Raw genomic sequence first — 21353 nt, 5'->3', positions numbered from 1 at the left:
AATTCGTCAGGGGGTGGAGACCGTGGAACAAAAACGGCCGGCAGATATAATTCAGGAACTTCTGGACTACCTGTGGAACGGCCTGGGCCTGGAGGAAAAGGGCTGGAAGCGTCTGAAAAAGGGCGACTTCAAAAAGAAAATGAAAAACGGGCTGACCTATCAGATCTGGTTTGACCGGAGCCGCTACAACTACATAGACTACGAAATCGGCCATGGGAATGTGGAGGTGGGCTTCAGCTGTATCATAAAGCAGGGAGATGACTACCTCTACTCTTTCAGAATTGAACCCACAACAGGCGGTTCATTCTTTCGGATGCTGACAGAGGACCTGCGGCTGAACACCGAGCTGCTGGACACCTTTCTGCCCCTGATCCAAGCCCACTACCTTGACTTTATCTCTCGCTTTGAGGTGGACCCAGCAGAGGCGCTCCAACCGGTCTGCGCCCCCTTTATCCAGCCGGAGGATTACAGCTGGTGCATTCATGTGCGGGAGCAGATGGTGGAACGGTACGGAACATCGGAGCAGCTGGCGGAGTACCGCCATCAGGCGGAATTGCGCGGAACGCCTGAACACAAGGCAAAGAACTGGATGGGTTCGATGTTGTTCCACCTCTCCCACGCCAATGATGTGGATCAAGCCTGGGTCTCAAGCCGCACCAGAGAGGAACTGGACCAGGTAGTGGAACCCTTTGTGCAGGCCAAGCGGCAGACAGGACAGTGGACACAGGAGGATGAGGCGGGCTATCAGCTCTACCGGCAGGAAACAGATCCGAAGAAGCGCACCTTTCGGGTATGGTATCTCATCGCCAACCCCCGCGGCCTGCCGAAAGAGTTTGTCCAGAAAGAGCTGGAGTTTCGGTGGAAACTGTTCCCAGAAAAGAAGGAGGAAACCAAATGAGCAATAAAGCTTTCCAGCAAAATCTGGACGACAAAAAAGGCCTCCAGCCCGGTGGCCCCTATCTCATTCAGATGCTGTTCAAAGAGCCGGTAGAAATGCCGGATAAAGAAAAAATGACTGCCGTAATGGAGAAGCACATCGGATCAACAGAGTGCTTCTGTTATGATAAGAAAATGGCTGGCTTTGCCGCACAGGAGCATATTGCAGAGTTCAAGGACGGAAAATGCCCGGTGCAGCTGATGGTGATGAAATGCGACAAGTTCAAGGGCAAAGGCTTTGATGCCTTCCTGATGAGCCAGATGTGGGACTGCCAGGAGGACCGGGAACGGATCTTCCGGGAGTGCAAATATCAGGTGGTAGCCACCGATATGCTGGCCGCGGCGCTTCCGGCGCTGGAGCGTGCCAACCTGGATGCCGACTTTTTGGAGGCTCTGGCGGAGCTGTACCCCACCTGTGAGGCATTCTATTTCCAGAACTGCGGCAAACTGTTTCTGGCGGAGGATGTGCGTTCTCACCAGATTGAAGGCTCGGATCGGTTCATCCGCTTTGGCGTCAATGTCCGCTTCTTTAACATCGAGGGCACGGAGGATATGCTCATCGACACGGTGGGCATGAGCACCCTGTTCCTGCCCGACCTCCAATACCACTTCCACGACATGGACCCCAACTGGGTGGTAAACCACGCCTACAATGTGGCATCGTACATATTGGAACATGATAACCCCATTCAGGATGGTGAAACCATAGACGGCGTGGCGGATGGCCGGATGTGTCGGGAGATCCAGTGGAAGTGCCAGTATGAGGACGCCCTGATCCAGCCGCCCAGAGGGGTGCTGGACATCCACATGGGCGAATATGCCGCGGGAGGGCGTTGAATGAACGGCGTTGTGCTCCTGGTGGGCGGAATGCTGCTTGTGGCGGTGATCAAGCTGATCGTAGACCGGAATTGGATGGTTCTGCTTCTCTGTGCGGTTGCCCTGTTCCTGGTCTTTGGGGCTGGACATCATACAAAATAGGCCATTTTAAAAATCGAGGAGGTGAAGTATGCAGAATTCAACAAATATGCGGATACTGGAATTACTCCGGTTTCTCTATGAGCGGACCGATGAAAACCATCCCGCCACAGTATCTGACATCATTGCCCATCTGAATGGAAAAGGAATTCAGGCAGTGCGGCAGACTGTTTACGCAGATACCAATGCGCTGATCGATGCGGGGATTGATATTGTGGTGGTTAAGAGTACCCAAAACCAATATTTTATGGGAAACCGCCTGTTTGAGTATCCAGAACTGAAAATGCTGACAGACGCAGTAGCATCCTCGAAGATCATTTCTGCCAAGAAGTCTGAGGAGCTGGTGCAGAAATTATGCCGTCTGACCAGTCTACATCAGGCAAAGCAGCTTCAAAAATTTGCTGCTTTATCCAGCCGTGTCAAACCGCATAATGAAAAGGTTTACTACATCATTGACAATATCCAAACAGCGATTGGAAACCATCAGCAAATTCGGTTCCAATACTATGAATATACTCAAGAAAAAAAGAAAATCTTAAAGCATGATGGATATTATTATGTCGTAAATCCTTATGCGCTTGAATGGAAAAATGACCATTACTATTTGATTGGATTTTCTCTGAAGCATCAGAAAATTGCTCACTTCCGTGTAGATCGGCTAACAAGTGTAGAAAATCTGGAAACTTACTTTATGCCGATAGAGGGATTTGATGTAGCCTCCTATACAAATAAAATGGTTGATATGTTTACATCGGAGTCATCGAAGGAAGTAACCCTTCTATGTGAAAACGAATTGATGAGAGTAATCATAGATCATTATGGAGAAGATGCTGCTGTTGATAGGTATGATGATACACACTTCACAGCCAAAATTGAAGTGAACCCCAGTGGAACTTTTTATGGCTGGATATTCAAATTCAAAGGGAAAATAAAAATTCTCTCTCCCAAAGAGTGCATTACGGAAATGCAGCAAATCGCTCAGGAATTTATATAGCGCAAAAGAGGTGTTATTGATTTTTAACACCTCTTTTCAAATGAAATTTTTATCCTTGAAGTGAACAGATGTTCGATATACAATATAAGCAAGATGTTCGCAGTTCGTCGAACAAATGAGAGGTGAATGCTGTGGGCAATATAACTTTTGGATCATTTATAGCCGAGAAACGCAAGGCGCACAAATTCAATTTACGCGATACAGCCAAGCATTTGAATATTGCTTACGGTTATCTGTGTGATATTGAGCAAAGCCGCCGTCCTGCACCCAATGGAGATTTTGTGGAACGCATCTCTGCCTTTCTGAATTTGGATAAATCAGAACATGAGTTGCTTTTGGATCTGGCTGCAAAATCACGCAATACAGTATCTGCTGATTTGCCAGACTATATCATGGAAAAAGATATTGTTCGGGCAGCCTTGCGTGTGGCAAAAGAAGTAGATGCTACCGATGAAGAATGGCAGACATTTATGAAAATGCTAAAGGAGCGTAAACGATAGGGGGGAGAGCTTTGTCAATTCCACAAATCCGTACAGAAGCAATCGAGGCAGTAGGGCGAAAAATCCTGATGGAATATGATCCCTCTCTGCTATCCGGGCAACCATGTCCTGTGCCAATCGAAACCATTATCGAGACAAAGTTTGATCTAATCCTGGAGTTTCATACACTAAGAAAAAACCCCAAGATATTAGGGGAAACAATTTTCGATGACGGTGCTGTTGTCTTATATGACCAGATACAGAGACAGTATCGAATGATTGCAGTAAGAGCCGGTACAATCTTAATTGATGAACGGCTTTGTGATCCGTCAAAATTAGGGCGGCTCCGTTTTACCTGTGCCCATGAGCTGGCTCATTGGGTACTACATAAGAAGTTGTACTCTGGTACTGGAGATGTTGCTGCTTATAACGGAAATGTTTCTTCCGACGAAAGTCATGGCATAATTGAGCGTCAGGCGGATACTCTGGCTTCTGCTCTGCTGATGCCTTTACCGCAGATCAAAAAATGTTTTTACCGGCTTAAAATAGGCCGGACAGATGAACAGCTCATTGCTGAAATGGCAAATATTTTTGAGGTTTCCAAGCAAGCAATGCAGATTCGTCTAAAATCCAGAAACCTGATATAACCAAATGGGGGAATAGAGAGAGGCACTGCCCTCTCTCACGCTCCTCTGCTATGCTATTTTGTACCTAATATGTTCGCAATATTGCGAACAAGGAGGGATGTTCTATGAGAAAAGAAAGCACAACAATCCAAAAATGTAACAGCAGGCTAACAGCTTTGGGGCTTAACAGCGACGCTGCGTTTCATAGAAGTAAGCTGATTCTAAAGATTTACCGTGATGTAGTCTGGGTTCTGAGTGAACGGGCAGAAGAATTACAAGAAACTGCTTGGATTATGGGAGAACAAGATATAGAGTCTGGCCTCTGCTATCTTGAAAATTTTGCACCAGATATTGAACTGCAAGCCTTTGAAGAAAAAGTTTGCTGCCTTGTTCAAAATCAAATGCTAGTCAATATTATTGACCGTGCACTCCTTCGTCTGAAACGGTATCCGGATCGAGGAGAACTTTACTATGAAATTTTGACTAAGCAATTTATCTATCGGTTCAACAGTACAGAGAAAGAATTGCTGGAAGAACTAAATATAGAGCGCAGTGTCTTTTATGACCGAAAACGAGAAGCCATCTATTTATTTTCTGTTTGCTTGTTTGGATATTCTATTCCAGAAGTCCTGGAGGAGCTGCCCCGACTAAATCCCGACTAAATCCCGACAAATCCCCGACCTAATCCCTACTCCCTTCCGACTTCCGACCTGCTATACTTGTTATAGTGGCAGGAATGCGCTAAATTGAATACTTTTCTACATAAGGCCCGGCATTAACCGGGCTTTTTTCATTCCTGCTGCAATATGGCGGCAGGAACATGGCTGGAGGTGAAAACACTTCCGGCCTTTTTCTTTGCCCGGTATTAGGAGGCCGGTATGCGCTGGGAGGCGTACATAGCAAAATATCCATGACACCGTTCAAATTCGCTGACTACCAAGAATTTGAACGGAGGAAAGGATATGACGAGAGTATTCATTTGGAAAAATAACAGCCCACAGGAATGGGAGGAAATCAGTTTTTCAGCGTTCAGTAAGGCACGCCGCAATGGTTGCTTTACTGGGCGCTTTTTTGTTGAAACAGTCAAAATGTTCCGTGATGAAGATGACCGCATTATCATGGAATGTTCTCGCAAAGATTTTGAAAAATACCAACAGGAGGACCGCCACAGCCGCTATCTCCAGGAACATGAGAAAAGTCGCTCTATATTCCCGGCTTCTCATGTGGGAGATCGTGACGGCACAGAGGAAGGTTATCAGGATACAGATTTGTTTGTGGATGAATCTGTTGATACTGCGGAACAAGCTATTCAGAATTTACTTCTTGAGGATTTACACCAAGCTCTATTGAAACTGAGTCCAGCAGAACGAGATTTTATATTGTCCTATTATGAAATGAAAATACCAAATGCAACTTGTTTAGCCCAACGATATGGTATTACTCGGCAAGCCGCAGATAAGCGATTGAAAAAAATTGAAGAAAAAATAAAAAAGTTGGTTGCGATTTTCTAAAAAAGTGGCAGTAGCAAGTGAGAGGGAAATCCTTTCACTTGCACCTTGACAACCTCATATACGAATCATTAAGTTTGATCCTCTTTGGGCGTAATAGCCGCTACATCAGCGGTATATTTTCTGAGAGCTGCCACTCGCATAACAGGCCAACCCATTTTTGCTGTATAGATGAGTTTTCGGTTTATCAGAAATATATCAGGCTGGAATACATCGGATGGCATCCGGTCATGGCATAACAAGGAGGAAAGCTCTCTTACAGCCATAGTCCGAGCGTGATAATAACCGTCGCAGGCCATGGGTAAGACCAAACGAAGTGGAGGTGAAACTCCTGAGAAGCAGGCCAGCCACCTGCGGCTTAATGATTACCCAAATCCCTGGGGTGTCGTGGACAAGTAAGGGATAAAACAGGCGCTAAATTGAAGGAGACTCTGTAATTTGCAGAGCCTCCTTCTTACATAATCAAATCTCAAAACATAGGAGGATGAACATGAAAGAAGATTGGATTTATAAGCGTGGGGATTTATATTATGCCAATTTGAACCCTTATTTTGGATCAGAGCAAGGCGGCACCCGTCCTGTCCTGGTTCTTCAAAACAATGTGGGGAATTTTTTCTGCCCCACTTTGATCGTAGCTCCACTCACCAGTAAATGGATTAAGAAAAAGGAACTGCCCACACACTATGCACTGGAGAGCGTTCCAGAGCTTGGACTGAAATCTGTTGTTCTGCTGGAGCAAATTAAAACGATTGATAAAAGGCGTGTTTTATCGTACATTGGGCGCGTATCTCGCGAAGAAATGAGAGCGATTGATGATGCTCTGCAAGTTAGTTTAGATATTCATATTCCGGAGGAAATGGAGGCTCCGTAAGGCCACTTACCGGATAAAGGAGGCGTTTTTATGTTTGAAGCAAGAATTGCGGAATTGAACCGCTTTAATGAACAAAATCCTGTCAGCTATGACAAAAGAACCTATACGGTCGATGAGATTCAGGACATTCTGGGTATCAGTCGTCCCACAGCATATAATCTGGTAAAACAGGGTGTATTCCACAGCGTCAGAGTCGGCGGTCATATCCGCATTTCCAAAAAGAGCTTTGATGACTGGCTGGATCACGCAGATGAATGATTTGTCAAGGATGCCGATCTCCAAATCGACATCCTTAACTTTTTTTCTGCTTTCTCTTACAATGAGGCCATAGCAAGAAAAACTTTATAGAGGAGGCAAAAGCCATGCAAAAACAAAGAGTAAAGACCAGTATGTCTGTACCAGAGATGGGCAAAATGCTTGGGCTTGGTAAAGTAGAATCCTACTGGTTGGTTAAAAAGAACTATTTCAAAACAATTCAAGTGGCCGGACGAATGAGAGTTATGCTGGATAGCTTTGAAGATTGGTATGCCGGCCAGTTCCACTATAAAAAAGTGGATGGTACACCGCCCGGAGAGAAATGGAGGCATACTACGATGTCAGTTCCGGAAATGGCGGATCTTTTGGGGCTGAAATCTGGCACAGCTTATGACCTTGTTAAAAGGGGCTATTTTGAGACGACCTTGATTGATCGAAGAATTCGTATCATTACCAGCAGTTTTGAAGCCTGGTATCAAAAGCAAACTCATTATGTGAAAATCTCAGAAAGGAGCAATGAAAATGGCATCTATCGTGAAGCGTAAAAGCAAATATTCTGTGGTGTATGATTACACAGATGAAAACGGAAAACGCAGACAGCGTTGGGAAACCTTCAGCACAAATGCAGAAGCAAAAAAACGAAAAAAGCAAATTGAGTATGAGCAGGACTCTGGAACCTTCTTTATTCCTACGGCAAAGACCCTGAACGATCTGCTCGATGAATATATGTCCATCTATGGTGTAAATACCTGGGCAATGTCAACATATGAAAGCCGCCGTGGTCTGGCGAGAAACTACATAACTCCTATTATCGGAGATATGTTACTATCCGACATCACTCCAAGGATGATGGATAAGTATTACCGTGATCTGCTCTCTGTGAAAACGGTAAGCGTCAACAACCGCAAACCCACAAGCGAATATCTGACCCCGCATACAGTAAGAGAAATTCACAAGCTACTTCGCAGTGCCTTTAATCAGGCGGTGCGTTGGGAACTAATCAGCCGTAACCCTGTCCTGAATGCGACACTTCCCAAAGAAGAACATAAAGAACGGGATATATGGACTGCCGAAACGCTGAGCAAGGCTATGGAAGTCTGTGATGATCCTATCCTCTCCCTTGCCTTAAATCTGGCGTTCTCCTGCTCTTTACGCATTGGTGAAATGCTGGGCCTTACCTGGGACTGCATTGATATTGCACCACAGAGCATAGAAAATGGTTCAGCTTATATATTCGTCAACAAAGAGCTGCAACGGGTTACACGAGGTGCATTGGACGATTTGAGCGACAAAGGTGTTATTAAGAAGTTTCCACCTTGCATAGCCAGTACCCATACTGCTCTGGTCCTGAAAGAGCCTAAAACCAAAACCAGTATTCGCCGCGTGTACCTGCCGAAAACAGTTGCCTATATGCTGGTAGAGAGAAAAAAAGAAATTGATGAGCTGATGGATCTGTTTGGAGATGAATACATCGACAATAACCTGGTCTTTTGCTCCAGCAATGGCCGTCCGATGGAAAGCCAGGTGATTAACCGTGCTTTCAATAAACTTATCAAAGAAAACGGACTGCCTCATGTTGTATTCCATTCTCTCCGTCACTCCAGTATCACCTACAAGCTGAAACTCAATGGTGGCGATATGAAATCCGTCCAGGGCGACTCTGGTCATGCTCAGGTAAAAATGGTTGCAGATGTCTACTCTCACATCATCGACGAGGATCGCTGCATAAACGCTCAGCGATTGGAGGAAGCATTTTACTCATCCAAGACTCCTGACCCTGTTGAAGATACAGAGCCTAAAACTGCGGATACTGCCGTCACTGAAAGTGATGAAAGTGATGCAGCGAAGATACTGGAACTGCTTAAAAATCCCGAAACTGCCGCACTGCTCAAGCAGCTGGCAAAAGCTTTATAAAGTCCCTCCCTCAGAAGAACGCCTCTCACTTTGTGAGAGGTTTTCTTCGTTTGAACCACTTTGCACAGTGACCAAACACTTTTTTTGTTAGCAAGGTTCTGAAAGCATTTTTGAGCGATGTTAGCAAATTCGCGATTTTGTTTGCAACTTCCTCTAATTTCTGCTAACAAATGTTTGCAAGTTCCTTTGGTAAAAATCGAACCTCTGACTTACCGCCTTTCTTAGCAAAAGGCCAAATCTCGTTAGCAAATGTTAGCAAACCAAGTTTTTTTGCAAAAAAGCCACAAAAGCCGCAGAAATAAGAAAAGCCGAAAACCCTGATAAATCAAAGGTTTTCGGCGTGTTTGCTGGCGTCCCTGGCGGGATTCGAACCCACGGCCTTTCGCTTAGGAGAGCTCCAACCTATTGTCACTCTCTGTCAATCTGAGGTAAGGTAAACCCATATGGGACACTATATAAAACTGTTTCCGATTCAATTCGAGTTATTCTGAATACCCCCTCTGTCAAGCTCTGTAAAGCTCTGAAAGTTAGCTGATTGTTTGCCCCAGCTAATAATCGGGGAATGCCTTGATATTACCATCGACATCTGTTATATGACCACCATGCTTCGTACGTTCGATCATGGTAAACAGTATTCAATTAAACTTTCCTATCATAAGTACAAGATATTTTCTTGTCTATAAATAATATAACGCATACGAGACGGTTTGTCCATGCGTTTTTGACTGGCAAATTTATAAGCTGCTTTCATATTTTTAAACACGGACATAACCAGTAGATATACCTTCGATTCGGTTGGATGCTCCCGTACTCTGAATCAATGCAACTTCTAAGAGTGTTTTCAATTCATCTACATTGGCTTCGAGAAATAATTCCTGTTTGCCTTTATGTTCATGGATGCTGCTAACCATCTGAACAATTTCAGGTGTTAACAACTTCGCAGGACTTACAATAAAATCAAAGTCTCTCATAGGAATCTCCTTCATTTCAGATTTATCTCCGTCATTCTATCATCAAATGATGGAGATAGAATATCCATATACACAATAAATATCCTCATTTCATCCATATATTATATCGTTTTATGAATCGTTTTTTCACTAAAATTACACTATTTTTTCACTATTTTTCATTACTTCATCGTCTTCGCCAGTGAATTGAGCAATGCCCGCATCTCTGGATTCGCCAATACTTTTGCCAGAAGTTCCGGATCGACTTCATCAGCAACAGTAGTATTATTATTTTCCTGCTGTACATGCATCTGTGGATCCAGATTCTTTTTCTCATAAAATGCTTCTTCAAAAAGCTCTGCATTTTTCCTTCTGTCATCATCCAGAATATGAGAGTACACATCTGTAACCATATTGACCTGAGCATGGCCAGAATCACCCTGTACCGCCTTGATGTCTCCACCATTCAGTTTCAGCTTATAAGTAACACTGCTATGACGAAAACTGTGAAATACAACCGGTGGGAGATTATAGTCCTCGATCAATTTCTTTAAAGGGCCACGGATTGCTCCATCACCAAGAGGAAGACCAAAGGTACTTGCCATAACCAGGTTATAGTCCATATATTCGTCACCCAGGATTTCTTTCATTTCATCCTGCTCAGCTTTCCAGTCTACAAGCATATTAGCAACGCTCTTCGGTAAGAATATCTTACGTACACTACTTTCTGTCTTCGGTGTTTTCAGAATACGGACCGTAGAATTCTTCTTATGATTTGTCGGAAATACCAACAACACATCTTTTCCATCCAATGCATTTAAAGATTCTTTTCTTATACGCTGTGATTCTTTGTTGATGAAGACATATGCACGGTTTTCTTCAATTGCCTCATGAGAAATATCTACACAATCCCAGGTAAGACCAAGCAGCTCACCAAGTCGCAGGGAACATGAGAAAGATAGATTAATTGCGAGCTTTAATCGTTCATCTTCACAGACACTGAGCGCATACATCAATGTATCCGCTGTCCAGATGTCTCTTTTTTGTGATTTATGTTTTGGTACAGTCGCATGGGTGCAAGGATTCTTCTCCATCAACTCCCATTTCACTGCCTGTTCAAAACAGTTTCTAAGCAGCTTATTAATATCCCTGACCGTACTGGAAGATACAAATTCATTTCGACTGGTTTTATTCAATGGATTGATAACTGCACGTCTCTTCAAAAGACTCTGATAATATCTTTCGATGAAACGGGTATTGATCTCTGAGAGTTTCGTATCACCAATGATCGGAAGAATATAGTTATTGATAAGAGAGACATTTCCTTCATATGTAGAAAGCGCCCAGTTTTCTTTGCCATAAAGTGCAACATATTCTGTAATAAGCTCGTCCAGTGTTTTGCATTTACGGACGACAAATGATCCCATCTCTTTTTTATATTCAATTTCTTTTTTTCTTCTCTTTGCTTCGGCTTTCGTTTCATAGGTTTCCCACTTCTGTTTCCTCTCACCTTTTTCATTCGTATAAGAATAGATTACATTAAATTTTCCGTTTCGTTCTCTTATAGATGCCATATTATTGCATACTCCTTTCCAAATCTCTTTGCTCCATCCAGTCCTCAAATTCATCCCGACGGATCCTAACTCGACTGCCAACTTTTATTACTGTGAACTTTCCTTTATCCGCCCACTTGTTGATCATGCTTCTGCTGACCTTTGCCAGATAGGAAGCTTCATCAAAAGTAAGATACTTTATATTTCCATTGCTTCCTCGTATTCCGGTCTGTGATAATTTCTTCCGCCGGAAATTAGCCAGGGCAATATTTTGTTCCTGTGCAAGTTCTTCATAATCATTCGATGGATCCAGCTTATACCGATCCTGACCTTCCAGGAATTTTCGAAAACTCTCTTTTGTGATCCTTTTCTTTTCTGCAATCACAATGAATTCAAAAAAATGACTATACTTTGGATTATCAAGAATTGTATATACTGCGCTTCTGGTTGTTCCAAGCAGCTGTGCCATCTCAGGCATCGTAATTGTTGCATCTTCCAGAAGAGCGTCTTTTTTTCTGTCTTCCTTTGTTCGATACCGGGACTGGCTTTTATACCAGTTCTGAAAAGATTCTTTTGGTATTCGTTTCCAGTAATCGACAATAACAGCTTCCATTTGATTTTTCTTGAGTAAATCATAAACAAGATACTCATCAACACCCAACAGATCCGCAACTTCCTTAACGGAATAGGACCAGGATTTCAATTCTTTCCCTGGTTCTTCTCCGGTAACTTTATGGTATTTAATCTGATTGGCGTACCATTTTTCAAAGCTGGCAATATTGATTCGTATCTTTCCAGCAATCTCTTTAGATTCAAAAACATTTTTATGCACCAGCCAGTATCGATCTGTCTTTTTTAATCCCAGCAGCTTTCCCATTTCCGGCACGGTCATCCAGGTTCTCTTTTGTGTCGGACGCCGTTTGTAAGGACTGTCTTCTGATATCTTTGAAATGATCTCTTCAACATCGTCCATTTCCGGAACTTCTTTTTGTTTCATAATTGCTGTTGCCATTTATTCTTCACTTCCTGTCTTTTTTAGTGTTAGTTTTTTTTCTTATATCATATCTCAAATCCAGATAAAAATTTAGGATGTCGATTGCAGACAAAATCTGCCTGATCAACACCCTGTTTTTTATTGTTCCAAGTTATCGAGCCAGTCATCGAAACTCTTCTTAGAGATGCGATACTTTCCGCCATCCAACTGGATCCACCGGAATTCCTTTTTCTTTAAAAGGTTATAAATAGTAGGTCTGCTGACTCCTAAGATTTCCTGTAACTCTTGAACTGTATAACATCTTTTTTCTGACATTTCTTTATCCTCTTTTCTTTGAAATATGAAAGAAAAATTATCCCTTCATATAACGAAACGCTCAGAGCATGTTTTACAGTGGTCAAAAGCAAATTTTTTTACTTTTTTCTTACGAGTTTTCTTTAATGCAACTCGTAACATTAGATTTTTACATTTTTCATGAAATTAAGTAAAGAAAAAGAGCATATGGAATTGAATCCATACACTCTATGATTACTGGAACTTTATTTCATTTTTAAATTCAACAAACTTTGAATTTAACTCTCCCATCTTGCAATTCTGATTCCCCAAACTCGAAATTCACCATATACAAATGCATCGCCGTTTGTCAGATGATATGTTTGTGAAAATCCTAAACTTCCATAATCAGCAATTTCATCCGCAGTTTGTGTGCTTCCAAGTGTTATAAGCGGACATTTTCCTGGGTCAGTGCTTCCAATCAAACGAAATCCCTCAATAGCAACAAAAATCCCCCAACAAATAAGAATACCTAAAACTGCTTTTAAAATTTTCTTTTTCATATTCACCACCCCACAAATACCGATTTTTCGTTCTCTGCGACTTCCCAATAAACGGGAAGTTGGTTACTTCTTGTAATTCATTTTCTTACTTAATACCCCAAACAAAGCCAATAAAAATATTCCAATTCCAAGCAATACGCCAGCCACTTTCATTAATTCATTGTTTGTATACTCTGTATCCGGAAGAATCCCATACTTGTAATAAGAATAACTAACATGGTCTGTGGTATATGCAGCTATGGAATCTCCTACATTATATTCCGAATATACAAATCCCGGTACTTGCATTCGCTTGTGATAATCATTCACTTTTCCATTGTTGTAGTAGAAGAAATAATTCCGAGATATCGTATCAGCCGAAGCAGCTTCAGCCCTTTTACCTGTAATCACAATATCCTCCATATAGTAATCTTCTCCCAGTACCATCTCTTCCATTTGTGTATTAAATGCTTTAGATGTCAAAAGTATATTTATCCAGACTGTAATGAAAGCTATACTTAAAATAATGAAACAAATCCAAAACAAAATTTTCTTTTGATTTCCAGTTAATATTTCTTTTGGTTCTTGGTGCTTAACCAATTTATTACTCATTCCATAATACCTCTAAAGTACTTTTTTCTTCTTCCTTCCCTTCGTCCAAGAAGTGTATCTCACTCAAAGAACTCGGTCAATCCCGATTTGTTACTCACATGATATCATATTTTTTCTTCAATTGCATTTTCATTGAAAAAATCATTAAAACTTCCAATGTTTAATATAAATAAAGCAATATAGTTGCATCCCTACTCGTATTAAGAGCTGAAAAATAAATATAAATCCTATATTAATGAAGAAGGAATGGAAGAAAAAAGCATCTTTTGAATATAGAATACCTAATATATTTTGTACATTCAAATTATTTATTGGAAACAAATACAAAATTTTGTTACCTACCCCTGTTTTTATCATTTGCACCAGCAATAATGGTAATATATATACCCCTAATGAAACAGCTAATACTGACATAGATGAATGCATAAGAGCTGATATTAACAATGTTACACTCTCAACAAATCCAATACCAACTAATTGCATGACAAGAATTAAAAAGTATATTTGAATATGGTTATATTGCAAAGGGAAGTCAAATAATCCCAACGACAAATTTGTTTGTATGTCTGAATTCCATCCGCTCATATCATACATTGTAGAGAAAACACCTATGTTGACCAATTGAAAAATAATAAATAAACTCACTGTAATAATACTTGTCGCAATCAATTTAGCAAATATCATTTTGTTTCTTCCATATTTTGTAACTAACAGAATCTGATTGATATTTTTAGAATTATCATCTGAAAACACTATGGAAGATACCAATATTGTAATTATGGACAAAAGAGCATATATATATCCAAGTACTCGATATAAGTCTGTCCATGGAACATAATTTCCTAATGTCAAAGGAGTATCAAATTTTTTAAATCCAACCTCGTCCAATGAATATAAATCCACGTCTTCTATTGTTAATCTTTGGCCTTTATTAACCTGTTCAATCATTTCTGAATAAACATTTTCGGCATCTTTTGAAAAAAAAGTATCTCCCATTTCCCAATAAAATGGATAAAAAGGCTTATTAACAACTTTTTGCTCTTCATTCTCTTGGAAATTATTCATAGAATCAGACAGAATCATTTTAACTTTTTCATCTGTAAACTCTCCAGAATATTTTTCATCTATTATTACATCGAGGCTCTTTTCAAACCCCTTTTTCTTATTACTCGCTTCACTCATTGATAGCTGTGAATAGTGATACCCAACAAAAAAAATCCCCAGAAGGACTAAGCATCCTACAACAATCCCACCAAATACAGTTCGGTTTCTCAATATTTTCCCAAGTTCAAACTTAATTAGCGATGTCATACTCTCATTCCCCCTCTCTAAAATAAAACAAATACAAATCTTCTAAAACCGGATCAACTTGTTTCGCATTTGCAAAAGGTTTTTCCCTTGAAATAAGTCGAAGAACAACTCCGTCTTCTCCATATTTACGATTACTTACTGTATATACTTGCTCAATTCGATTTACTTCTTTTTCTGGAACCAGGCATTCCCATACACACTTGTTAATATCCTTCAACAAATATCTTATTGTGCCTGTATTTTCAATTCTACCTTTTTTTAGAATAATGATTTCATCTGCTATATATTCTATATCTGATACAATATGTGTAGACAATAATACTATTTTTTCTGATGCAAACGAACTTATCAGTTTTCTAAATTTAACTCGCTCTTTGGGATCGAGCCCTACCGTAGGTTCATCTAATATTAAAATTTCCGGATTATTAATCATTGCTTGAGCGATACCTAGTCTCTGTTTCATTCCGCCAGAATACTTTCTGATTTTTTTATTTTTCACATCATCTAAGCCAACCTGAATCAATAAATCTAAACATCTCTTTTTTGCTATTTTCCCATTTAAGCCTTTCAATGAAGCGATATACATCATAAAATTTAATCCTGTAAAATCAGGATAGTATCGAAAATCTTGTGGTAAGAATCCAAGAATCGAGCGATAATATTCTGCTTGCAGAGCAATATCTTTATGGTCATATTGTATATTTCCACAATTTGCTCTCATCAGTCCACAAATAATACGAAATAAAGTTGTTTTACCCGCCCCATTAGCACCTAATATTCCGTAAATTCCAGGAGTAAATCGATACGACACATCATCAAGCACAGTTACATTCCCATATTGTTTTGTTATATTATTAATAGTTAATTCCATACTGAAGCTACCTCCCATTTGATTATTTTAGTTTGAGAATATAAGATAATCCCTAATATTGTCGTTGTAATGAAATATGCTATTCCCCAATAAAGCATTCGGATTTCATATATTTTAAAGATATTTGCAATTAAAATAACTGCGACACAAATACTTCCCGATATACACCATAGGAAATAATTATGTAATTGCTTTCTCCATATAGTTATAAGCGAAAATAAAATAATGCAAACAATATTGTATGGAACAAGTACATAGACTAATATCTGATACAAAGGCAAAGATACTATAGATTTAGTCATAAGAGAAAGCAAAATAACAATTACCATATCAATAATGCCAAAAATCAATAATTTCATCATAATATGTTGTCGCAAATCATATTTGAATGTCTGTTCCAATTCCCACATTCCTGTAGTAAAACTTTTGAATAATTCATCTAAAAAAAATAAAGCCGAAATGAATATTACACCTGTAATGCATAACATTATTTCACTTATCGGCTGTAAATTTTTAAAATTTAATGCCATAGTTATCCCTGATAGAAAGATGAATAATTGAATTATCCAAGTATGAACATGTATGAAGCGAAAAGTTGACAGGAATAGCTCAAAGTAAGAATGTCGACTCATTTCAAGTCTAATCATTATTTCATATCCTAATTCGATGGTTTTTTCACGTCCTTCTATATCACCTTCTAATTTATAACCAGCCAATTTCGATATAATATCTTTTTTATCCATCATAAAATTCCTCTCTTTCTAAAACTTTTTCTAATTTTCTAAGGCCTTGATAAATACGTGACTGTACAGTAGATACCCCCACGCCAGTAATTGTCGCAATATCTTTTACCTTTAAATCGTGATAATACCGTAGTATCACAACCTCTCGTTGTATTTCAGGAAGTAAATCAAGTGCTTTTTGAACCGTTTCTTTTCTCTCATCATGTAATATTTCATCAATCAATGAAGTGTCTAAATCAGTTGTAAAATTATCTGTGAGTTCTATTTGCTCAATATGTCTTTTTTTCAAATAATTATTGCAAGTATTGACAGCCATAGTGTATAGATAATTTTGAAATTTTCCTATGAATCGGTATCTAGGTAAACTTTCTACCAATTTTAAAAAAATATCCTGTGTTAAATCAGAAGCTATATCGCAGTCTCCATAACATCTGCGAACACAATAAAAATACACACTATCATAATATTTATGTACTAAAATATCCCATGCATCAGGATCTCCCATCTTAATTTTGTTTATTATCATCCAGTCTTGTATCATATCCATCACTTTTCTCTTAATTATTCTTCTCTATATATAAACAACTAACCTTAACAAATCATTTAAAAACACAAAAACTTTTTATATTTTTTTATATTTTTTTACAATATGATAAACTATTCTTCCCCTCATGAGCAAGGGATTAGGAGTTCCCTGTGGCGGTTAGTATGCAGTAGTTCGATTATCCTGTAAGCGTGAGTTTTCCAAACTTATCGGATTCTTGGTAGTTGCCTTAGTAGCCGTTGGTCTTGTATTCAATGCGTCCGGCGTAAAAGATGTATTGTTACAGTTATTCAATAAGATTATTGGAGCATAAAATTAGTATTGCTATTGTGCGGACATTTGCATATAATAAAGATAGATGGAAATACTACTCACGAAAGGAGATGTTTTATATGGCTACAAAATCAGCAAATTTATATGCAAGGATTGAACCAGATGTCAAAGAAAAAGCAGAAAGTATCCTGTCTACACTTGGTATCCCTGCTTCCAGTGCTATCAATATGTTTTATAAACAGATTATCTTACAGAGAGGACTTCCGTTTGAAGTAAAAATACCATCTGACAGACCTGTTGATATCAGCACATTATCAGAAGCAGAGTTCAATGAAGAATTGGAGAAAGGATATGCGGATATGCAGGCTGGACGGACAAAAAATGCGAAGAAAGCATTTGCTGACATTCGCAAGGATTATGGCTTATGATATATGAAGTAGAATTATCCGAACAGGCTGACAGTGATTTGAGAGGGATTTTTGAATATATTTCTTTTGAATTACAATCGCCGGAAAATGCAAGCGGACAGCTTGACCGTCTGGAAGAACAGATATTAAGTCTGGATACGATGCCGGAGCGTTATCGAAAATATGAAAAAGAACCGTGGAAAAGTCGTGGACTTCGTGTATTACCAGTAGACAATTATGTGGTACTTTATATTCCAGACAGCGATAAAAAAGTTGTAACAATACTTAGAGTAATGTATGCCGGACGGGACATAGACAATCAGTTAAATCTCCACACAAAGCAATAAAGGATATGATTTAAAGCAGCCTTTCATTTATGATCGACTGCTTTTTTCATATTCAAAATTAAAAAGAAAGGGCTGAATTACGATGGAAGAATGTAGCGTATTGATTGAAACGACCAAATCAGCAGAGGATAACACCGAATTGCTGAACTGGAACAGCAGATAGAGAAAGGACGTGATATAGATGAACGAATCCAGAGAATTAAAGAACGCCGAACAGTTGGAAGAGCTTCTGCTCCTGACCGAGGAGATACAAGAAGAACTGGAACAGAAAGACCAGCTTATCGTGGAACTGAAGACGCAGCTCAACGAATCTCTGATCTTGAACGAGAAATTAAACAAAGAGAACAGAGCCGGGAATATTCAAGCATTAAAGAACGACTTGAAGCTGGCAGACAGAGCATTGCGGAACGAGAAAGAGAAGCTGCGAAGCGCAAACGTCATGATCGGGGAATATCAAAATAAAATACGCTGTTTAACACAACAACGGGATTATGCCCGGACACATCAGAAAATCGTAGAGATACCGGTAGAAAAGCCGGTACTCTATGAAAAATGTGAATCCTGTGACCGGACAGCCTATCAGAATGAAAAAGCGAAATACGGAACACAAAAAGAGCGACTTGCCGGACAGTATAAAGCAAAAACGGTAATGTTCCAAACAACCTTGTTCCTTCTTGCATGGTATTCGCTGACAACCACTCTTTTTCAGGCAGTACAGTCCGATGTGTTCCTTTCCGATTGTAAATCATTCTTCCATGATGCAGCGTCATTCCTACAAACTTTTATCGGTTGGACAATTGATGCCGGGCAATCTGTGGCACAGATTAGCACAAAAATTCCAAATCCTTTTATAGCCGGAATGGTATATTGGTTATTTCTGATATTGGTTGTCGGAATATGTGTGGCAGGGACAGGGATACTGGCGATACTGATAGAAATAAAGGTTATAGAATTATATAAGAAAAACTGTTGGGATGTTATTACTCTACTGATGATACTGACAAGTACTGCTGTCATCATTTATTTTGGAGAAGCAATTAAAAAAGCACTTTCCGTAAATCTTCTATTGCTTTTCGTACTTTCTCAGGGAGTATATCTTGGAATCAGATGTTATTTGAAAAATCGGTTAGGTACCAAGCAATATTGGTGAAAACATGCTAAAAAACGTATAATAGCAGGGGATAAAACATCGTCCCCTACTATTATATAAACAGCGAAGTTTTACCCATCTCTCTCTTTTGAAAGATTCGCTACTTGTGGAACCGAGATATAAGGTTTCGCCTGTGTTCTTTGGTGTATCACTACCACATTTCTCTGTACCGATGTAATCTTTCTGCATACGGAAGCAAGAGATACAATATTCCTTATTTTAAAACATAATTACAATTCCTGTTTGACAAGAACGATCATCATAGAAGGATTGTATTTGTCCCCACTCATAATAATATTCGACGCCTGTCATACTCTTTTTACTGGGAGTACCTAAGCATTTCCTTAAAAACCTATTATTTTCTTCTTGCAACTTTTCTAAGACTGTACCATTCATTGTCTCATATTTCGTAGAATACTTTTTGTCTGCTCGAACCAATTCAATCTTTTTTACTTTTCCATGTCTTCCATAGATTGTAACATAAAACTTCTTATAAAGCCATTTTAAAGGTTTCTTAGAAATCAATATTGTATAAGAATACTCTGTTTGAGCAATCTTAAAATCAATTTCTTTAAATAGGGAAATACTTCCTTTGGGAGTAATTTTATATCCCCCTATTTTTAACATATCTTCCTTTAGCTCATCCTTTATTTGGATAATCTCCATACTTACTATAAAAACAACATAGCCTTCACACACTACAACGGTAACTATTTTTGCCCATAGCACATCTGGAACAAACATGTTCCAAGCTATAACAGGAAGCAAAGCTACTCCTACCGCAGTCACCAGTAGAAGCACCCTCCAAATATAATTTTTCTTTCTTTTTCCTTCATTAGTTAAATTTTCATCATAATAAAGATGACCTGGGGCTTCGAATGAGTTTAATAGAAATTCCTATAAAAATGACACCAGAACCGCTCCCCAAGAAGATTTCTTTTGTTCCTTCATATTACCCAATCTCCTCTGCTATATGATTATTTTTCATTCTATTTTTTACTTAACTTATACATTAGCAAGATTTTTAGTTATTCTTCTAACAATATTTTTATCCCCGCTTTTTCTGCTTTATGCGAAAAGTCAACAGCAAATCCCCATCCCATCTCTGCAAATTGCCATTTCTTCGTTTTTTTGTAATTTTATAGCTTTCAACTGTAGACACTTTATTTAATTCAGGATATAACTTCTTAAGTGTAAGTATTTGTTTATTTCTGCTTATTTTTTCATTCCATATAATTGTTAATTTAACCTGTTTTCTTTCAAAAAAACCCACCTTACATAAATCTGCATAGCAGGCTTCTGGTATTGATATATCATTGTTTTTTAACATTTTTCTCCTTTATTTAATTTTATAAAAAACTTCTAAGCCCTATTAAAAGAAATATGAAGCCTATTAGAGGAACAGGTATCATACAAATGAGAAACACATTAAATTTTTTCCTTGCTTCATCAGTATTTTCTTCTTTTGTTACTTTTGCTTTTTTCATAACTATAAAAGGGAATATCAGTAATAATAATCCTCCAACTACTGCTAACAATATTTTCATCTTATATATTCCTTCCTTATCTTTAAATAAATATTAATCATGTATCGTACTATATTCCAATCCTAATGCACTTTTTCTTCTACAAATTCTTTTACTATCGCCTATTGATGTATTTTCATATTCACTGTTTGAAACAGTATATATTTCTCTTTTACCATTACAACTTACATATAACTCTCTATCTCTAGTTTTACCACTGCTAATCTTTTTGTCTGTTACAATTGCAATTTCATGAGTTGCCCCATCAAATGTAAATAAAAAATTTATTGGGAAGCTAATTGTAAATGCGATTATAAAAGCAGCAAATACAACTGAAAGTTTACGTCCAAATTTCTGTGGTACATCTGTTTTTAAAGATTTAATAATAAATGGCAGTGCAAGTAAAGCAGTAATAATTGCCGTAATCTTCATATAGTTTCCAAATTCATAATTAAAGAGTTTACTCGTATTCAGGGATAAAAGCATTGCTATTGCTGCACCCATAAATGGTAATTGATACGCCAGTTCTTGTCCTTTTTTTGTGGTGACTTCTATAAATATATATGGATAATATTTTATATACACTGCATATGTAATCATCAAAACCATTATAAATATAACTAACTAAGACTTCCCACACCAATAAGGTGTGTTGAACCTTGAAAATTCAATATTTCAGCCAATAAAAAAGGCATAAAT

29 protein-coding genes and 1 pseudogene are annotated in these 21353 nt (G+C 38.8%); 16 read left to right on the top strand and 14 right to left on the bottom strand.

Annotated features, from left to right (window positions below; all coding sequences use genetic code 11):
• Nucleotides 1-22: 22 nt before the first annotated feature.
• The 12 genes from FGQ85_RS13700 (at nt 23) to FGQ85_RS13645 (ending at nt 8558) form a co-directional block, all read left to right on the top strand.
• On the top strand, nt 23-898 hold the full coding sequence (locus FGQ85_RS13700; protein ID WP_039891430.1) for a hypothetical protein: 876 nt from the start codon (nt 23-25) through the stop codon (nt 896-898).
• Nucleotides 895-1773 (top strand): DUF4261 domain-containing protein, encoded by an 879-nt coding sequence (locus tag FGQ85_RS13695; protein WP_006773001.1) that lies wholly within the window; start codon nt 895-897, stop codon nt 1771-1773. Before FGQ85_RS13700 ends, FGQ85_RS13695 begins: the two co-directional genes overlap by 4 nt.
• The gene (locus FGQ85_RS18430) at nt 1774-1914 is read left to right on the top strand and encodes a hypothetical protein (RefSeq protein WP_002569121.1); all 141 of its coding nucleotides are present in this window, start codon (nt 1774-1776) and stop codon (nt 1912-1914) included.
• A gap of 28 nt (nt 1915-1942) precedes the next feature.
• On the top strand, nt 1943-2905 hold the full coding sequence (locus FGQ85_RS13690; RefSeq protein WP_006773000.1) for a WYL domain-containing protein: 963 nt from the start codon (nt 1943-1945) through the stop codon (nt 2903-2905).
• Nucleotides 2906-3036: 131 nt separating this feature from the next.
• Nucleotides 3037-3405, top strand: coding sequence for a helix-turn-helix transcriptional regulator (locus FGQ85_RS13685; protein WP_002569119.1), 369 nt, complete (start codon nt 3037-3039; stop codon nt 3403-3405).
• A gap of 11 nt (nt 3406-3416) precedes the next feature.
• A complete protein-coding gene (locus tag FGQ85_RS13680; protein ID WP_002592912.1) occupies nt 3417-4031 on the top strand; it encodes an ImmA/IrrE family metallo-endopeptidase in 615 nt (204 codons plus the stop codon).
• Between the two features lie 104 nt (nt 4032-4135).
• A complete protein-coding gene (locus FGQ85_RS13675) occupies nt 4136-4672 on the top strand; it encodes a hypothetical protein (protein WP_002592913.1) in 537 nt (178 codons plus the stop codon).
• 300 nt (nt 4673-4972) lie between these two features.
• The gene (locus FGQ85_RS13670) at nt 4973-5521 is read left to right on the top strand and encodes a sigma-70 family RNA polymerase sigma factor (RefSeq protein WP_006059623.1); all 549 of its coding nucleotides are present in this window, start codon (nt 4973-4975) and stop codon (nt 5519-5521) included.
• Between the two features lie 487 nt (nt 5522-6008).
• Nucleotides 6009-6389 (top strand): type II toxin-antitoxin system PemK/MazF family toxin, encoded by a 381-nt coding sequence (locus tag FGQ85_RS13660; RefSeq protein ID WP_002569115.1) that lies wholly within the window; start codon nt 6009-6011, stop codon nt 6387-6389.
• A gap of 30 nt (nt 6390-6419) precedes the next feature.
• Entirely contained in the window at nt 6420-6647 is a 228-nt protein-coding gene (locus FGQ85_RS13655; RefSeq protein WP_002569114.1) for a helix-turn-helix domain-containing protein, read from the top strand.
• A 104-nt stretch (nt 6648-6751) separates the two neighbouring features.
• The gene (locus FGQ85_RS13650) at nt 6752-7189 is read left to right on the top strand and encodes a helix-turn-helix domain-containing protein (RefSeq protein WP_002569113.1); all 438 of its coding nucleotides are present in this window, start codon (nt 6752-6754) and stop codon (nt 7187-7189) included.
• The gene (locus FGQ85_RS13645) at nt 7167-8558 is read left to right on the top strand and encodes a tyrosine-type recombinase/integrase (RefSeq protein WP_007862346.1); all 1392 of its coding nucleotides are present in this window, start codon (nt 7167-7169) and stop codon (nt 8556-8558) included. Before FGQ85_RS13650 ends, FGQ85_RS13645 begins: the two co-directional genes overlap by 23 nt.
• A gap of 755 nt (nt 8559-9313) precedes the next feature.
• Here the strand turns inward: FGQ85_RS13645 and FGQ85_RS13640 are convergent.
• From FGQ85_RS13640 to FGQ85_RS13595, 10 genes are all read right to left on the bottom strand, one after another.
• Nucleotides 9314-9529 (bottom strand): hypothetical protein, encoded by a 216-nt coding sequence (locus FGQ85_RS13640; RefSeq protein ID WP_226977413.1) that lies wholly within the window; start codon nt 9527-9529, stop codon nt 9314-9316.
• A gap of 161 nt (nt 9530-9690) precedes the next feature.
• Nucleotides 9691-11082, bottom strand: coding sequence for a tyrosine-type recombinase/integrase (locus FGQ85_RS13635; RefSeq protein ID WP_171027973.1), 1392 nt, complete (start codon nt 11080-11082; stop codon nt 9691-9693).
• A 1-nt stretch (nt 11083) separates the two neighbouring features.
• Nucleotides 11084-12073: a helix-turn-helix domain-containing protein gene (locus FGQ85_RS13630; protein ID WP_044954635.1), complete on the bottom strand. Its 990-nt coding sequence runs from the start codon at nt 12071-12073 to the stop codon at nt 11084-11086.
• A 120-nt stretch (nt 12074-12193) separates the two neighbouring features.
• Entirely contained in the window at nt 12194-12370 is a 177-nt protein-coding gene (locus tag FGQ85_RS13625; protein WP_003864535.1) for a helix-turn-helix domain-containing protein, read from the bottom strand.
• 257 nt (nt 12371-12627) lie between these two features.
• Nucleotides 12628-12891, bottom strand: a complete 264-nt coding sequence (locus FGQ85_RS13620; protein ID WP_029471584.1) for a hypothetical protein — start codon at nt 12889-12891, stop codon at nt 12628-12630.
• 63 nt (nt 12892-12954) lie between these two features.
• Entirely contained in the window at nt 12955-13482 is a 528-nt protein-coding gene (locus FGQ85_RS13615; protein WP_029471585.1) for a hypothetical protein, read from the bottom strand.
• A 144-nt stretch (nt 13483-13626) separates the two neighbouring features.
• A complete protein-coding gene (locus tag FGQ85_RS13610) occupies nt 13627-14793 on the bottom strand; it encodes an ABC transporter permease subunit (RefSeq protein ID WP_092073365.1) in 1167 nt (388 codons plus the stop codon).
• A 4-nt stretch (nt 14794-14797) separates the two neighbouring features.
• A complete protein-coding gene (locus FGQ85_RS13605) occupies nt 14798-15664 on the bottom strand; it encodes an ABC transporter ATP-binding protein (protein WP_005334760.1) in 867 nt (288 codons plus the stop codon).
• Complete coding sequence (locus FGQ85_RS13600) at nt 15655-16410, bottom strand: hypothetical protein (RefSeq protein WP_005334761.1); 756 nt, start codon at nt 16408-16410, stop codon at nt 15655-15657. Before FGQ85_RS13600 ends, FGQ85_RS13605 begins: the two co-directional genes overlap by 10 nt.
• Complete coding sequence (locus FGQ85_RS13595) at nt 16400-16954, bottom strand: RNA polymerase sigma factor (protein ID WP_005334762.1); 555 nt, start codon at nt 16952-16954, stop codon at nt 16400-16402. Before FGQ85_RS13595 ends, FGQ85_RS13600 begins: the two co-directional genes overlap by 11 nt.
• A 389-nt stretch (nt 16955-17343) precedes the next feature.
• On the opposite strand from FGQ85_RS13595, the gene FGQ85_RS13590 reads away from it, so the two are divergent.
• The 4 genes and pseudogenes from FGQ85_RS13590 to FGQ85_RS13575 all read left to right on the top strand — a co-directional run bounded on the left by FGQ85_RS13590 (nt 17344) and on the right by FGQ85_RS13575 (nt 19128).
• Nucleotides 17344-17652, top strand: a complete 309-nt coding sequence (locus FGQ85_RS13590; RefSeq protein ID WP_029471590.1) for a type II toxin-antitoxin system RelB/DinJ family antitoxin — start codon at nt 17344-17346, stop codon at nt 17650-17652.
• A complete protein-coding gene (locus FGQ85_RS13585) occupies nt 17649-17978 on the top strand; it encodes a type II toxin-antitoxin system RelE/ParE family toxin (RefSeq protein WP_005334765.1) in 330 nt (109 codons plus the stop codon). Before FGQ85_RS13590 ends, FGQ85_RS13585 begins: the two co-directional genes overlap by 4 nt.
• Before the next feature lie 132 nt (nt 17979-18110).
• Nucleotides 18111-18440: pseudogene (locus FGQ85_RS13580) on the top strand (conjugal transfer protein); the annotation flags it as partial.
• Nucleotides 18418-19128, top strand: a complete 711-nt coding sequence (locus FGQ85_RS13575) for a DUF6040 family protein (protein WP_008369915.1) — start codon at nt 18418-18420, stop codon at nt 19126-19128. The pseudogene FGQ85_RS13580 and the gene FGQ85_RS13575, both read left to right, overlap by 23 nt.
• A 219-nt stretch (nt 19129-19347) precedes the next feature.
• Here the strand turns inward: FGQ85_RS13575 and FGQ85_RS13565 are convergent, their stop codons facing one another.
• The 4 genes from FGQ85_RS13565 to FGQ85_RS13550 all read right to left on the bottom strand — a co-directional run bounded on the left by FGQ85_RS13565 (nt 19348) and on the right by FGQ85_RS13550 (nt 21254).
• Nucleotides 19348-19917, bottom strand: coding sequence for a hypothetical protein (locus tag FGQ85_RS13565; protein ID WP_243128568.1), 570 nt, complete (start codon nt 19915-19917; stop codon nt 19348-19350).
• Between the two features lie 259 nt (nt 19918-20176).
• The gene (locus FGQ85_RS13560) at nt 20177-20458 is read right to left on the bottom strand and encodes a hypothetical protein (protein WP_055057068.1); all 282 of its coding nucleotides are present in this window, start codon (nt 20456-20458) and stop codon (nt 20177-20179) included.
• Between the two features lie 19 nt (nt 20459-20477).
• The gene (locus FGQ85_RS13555) at nt 20478-20675 is read right to left on the bottom strand and encodes a hypothetical protein (RefSeq protein WP_005334773.1); all 198 of its coding nucleotides are present in this window, start codon (nt 20673-20675) and stop codon (nt 20478-20480) included.
• Between the two features lie 33 nt (nt 20676-20708).
• Nucleotides 20709-21254: a hypothetical protein gene (locus FGQ85_RS13550; RefSeq protein WP_243128567.1), complete on the bottom strand. Its 546-nt coding sequence runs from the start codon at nt 21252-21254 to the stop codon at nt 20709-20711.
• Nucleotides 21255-21353: the final 99 nt, after the last annotated feature.

Source organism: Pseudoflavonifractor sp. BSD2780061688st1 E11 (genome assembly GCF_005844125.1).
Taxonomy (GTDB): Bacteria; Bacillota; Clostridia; order Lachnospirales; family Lachnospiraceae; genus Sellimonas; species Sellimonas catena.
The sequence above is the reverse complement of the archived record's forward strand: the minus strand, read 5'-3'. Positions and strand labels throughout refer to the sequence as shown.

Coding starts and splice junctions, on each gene's coding strand:
- FGQ85_RS13620 (WP_029471584.1), bottom strand. CDS start 12,891: ATGAAAAAGAAAATTTTAAAAGCAGTTTTAGGTATTCTTATTTGTTGG.
- FGQ85_RS13695 (WP_006773001.1), top strand. CDS start 895: ATGAGCAATAAAGCTTTCCAGCAAAATCTGGACGACAAAAAAGGCCTC.
- FGQ85_RS13690 (WP_006773000.1), top strand. CDS start 1,943: ATGCAGAATTCAACAAATATGCGGATACTGGAATTACTCCGGTTTCTC.
- FGQ85_RS13600 (WP_005334761.1), bottom strand. CDS start 16,410: ATGATGGATAAAAAAGATATTATATCGAAATTGGCTGGTTATAAATTA.
- FGQ85_RS13610 (WP_092073365.1), bottom strand. CDS start 14,793: ATGACATCGCTAATTAAGTTTGAACTTGGGAAAATATTGAGAAACCGA.
- FGQ85_RS13650 (WP_002569113.1), top strand. CDS start 6,752: ATGCAAAAACAAAGAGTAAAGACCAGTATGTCTGTACCAGAGATGGGC.
- FGQ85_RS18430 (WP_002569121.1), top strand. CDS start 1,774: ATGAACGGCGTTGTGCTCCTGGTGGGCGGAATGCTGCTTGTGGCGGTG.
- FGQ85_RS13635 (WP_171027973.1), bottom strand. CDS start 11,082: ATGGCATCTATAAGAGAACGAAACGGAAAATTTAATGTAATCTATTCT.
- FGQ85_RS13590 (WP_029471590.1), top strand. CDS start 17,344: ATGGCTACAAAATCAGCAAATTTATATGCAAGGATTGAACCAGATGTC.
- FGQ85_RS13550 (WP_243128567.1), bottom strand. CDS start 21,254: ATGATTACATATGCAGTGTATATAAAATATTATCCATATATATTTATA.
- FGQ85_RS13660 (WP_002569115.1), top strand. CDS start 6,009: ATGAAAGAAGATTGGATTTATAAGCGTGGGGATTTATATTATGCCAAT.
- FGQ85_RS13625 (WP_003864535.1), bottom strand. CDS start 12,370: ATGTCAGAAAAAAGATGTTATACAGTTCAAGAGTTACAGGAAATCTTA.
- FGQ85_RS13655 (WP_002569114.1), top strand. CDS start 6,420: ATGTTTGAAGCAAGAATTGCGGAATTGAACCGCTTTAATGAACAAAAT.
- FGQ85_RS13560 (WP_055057068.1), bottom strand. CDS start 20,458: ATGTTAAAAAACAATGATATATCAATACCAGAAGCCTGCTATGCAGAT.
- FGQ85_RS13645 (WP_007862346.1), top strand. CDS start 7,167: ATGGCATCTATCGTGAAGCGTAAAAGCAAATATTCTGTGGTGTATGAT.
- FGQ85_RS13630 (WP_044954635.1), bottom strand. CDS start 12,073: ATGGCAACAGCAATTATGAAACAAAAAGAAGTTCCGGAAATGGACGAT.
- FGQ85_RS13670 (WP_006059623.1), top strand. CDS start 4,973: ATGACGAGAGTATTCATTTGGAAAAATAACAGCCCACAGGAATGGGAG.
- FGQ85_RS13675 (WP_002592913.1), top strand. CDS start 4,136: ATGAGAAAAGAAAGCACAACAATCCAAAAATGTAACAGCAGGCTAACA.
- FGQ85_RS13575 (WP_008369915.1), top strand. CDS start 18,418: ATGATCGGGGAATATCAAAATAAAATACGCTGTTTAACACAACAACGG.
- FGQ85_RS13585 (WP_005334765.1), top strand. CDS start 17,649: ATGATATATGAAGTAGAATTATCCGAACAGGCTGACAGTGATTTGAGA.
- FGQ85_RS13555 (WP_005334773.1), bottom strand. CDS start 20,675: ATGAAAATATTGTTAGCAGTAGTTGGAGGATTATTATTACTGATATTC.
- FGQ85_RS13595 (WP_005334762.1), bottom strand. CDS start 16,954: ATGGATATGATACAAGACTGGATGATAATAAACAAAATTAAGATGGGA.
- FGQ85_RS13640 (WP_226977413.1), bottom strand. CDS start 9,529: ATGAGAGACTTTGATTTTATTGTAAGTCCTGCGAAGTTGTTAACACCT.
- FGQ85_RS13615 (WP_029471585.1), bottom strand. CDS start 13,482: ATGAGTAATAAATTGGTTAAGCACCAAGAACCAAAAGAAATATTAACT.
- FGQ85_RS13605 (WP_005334760.1), bottom strand. CDS start 15,664: ATGGAATTAACTATTAATAATATAACAAAACAATATGGGAATGTAACT.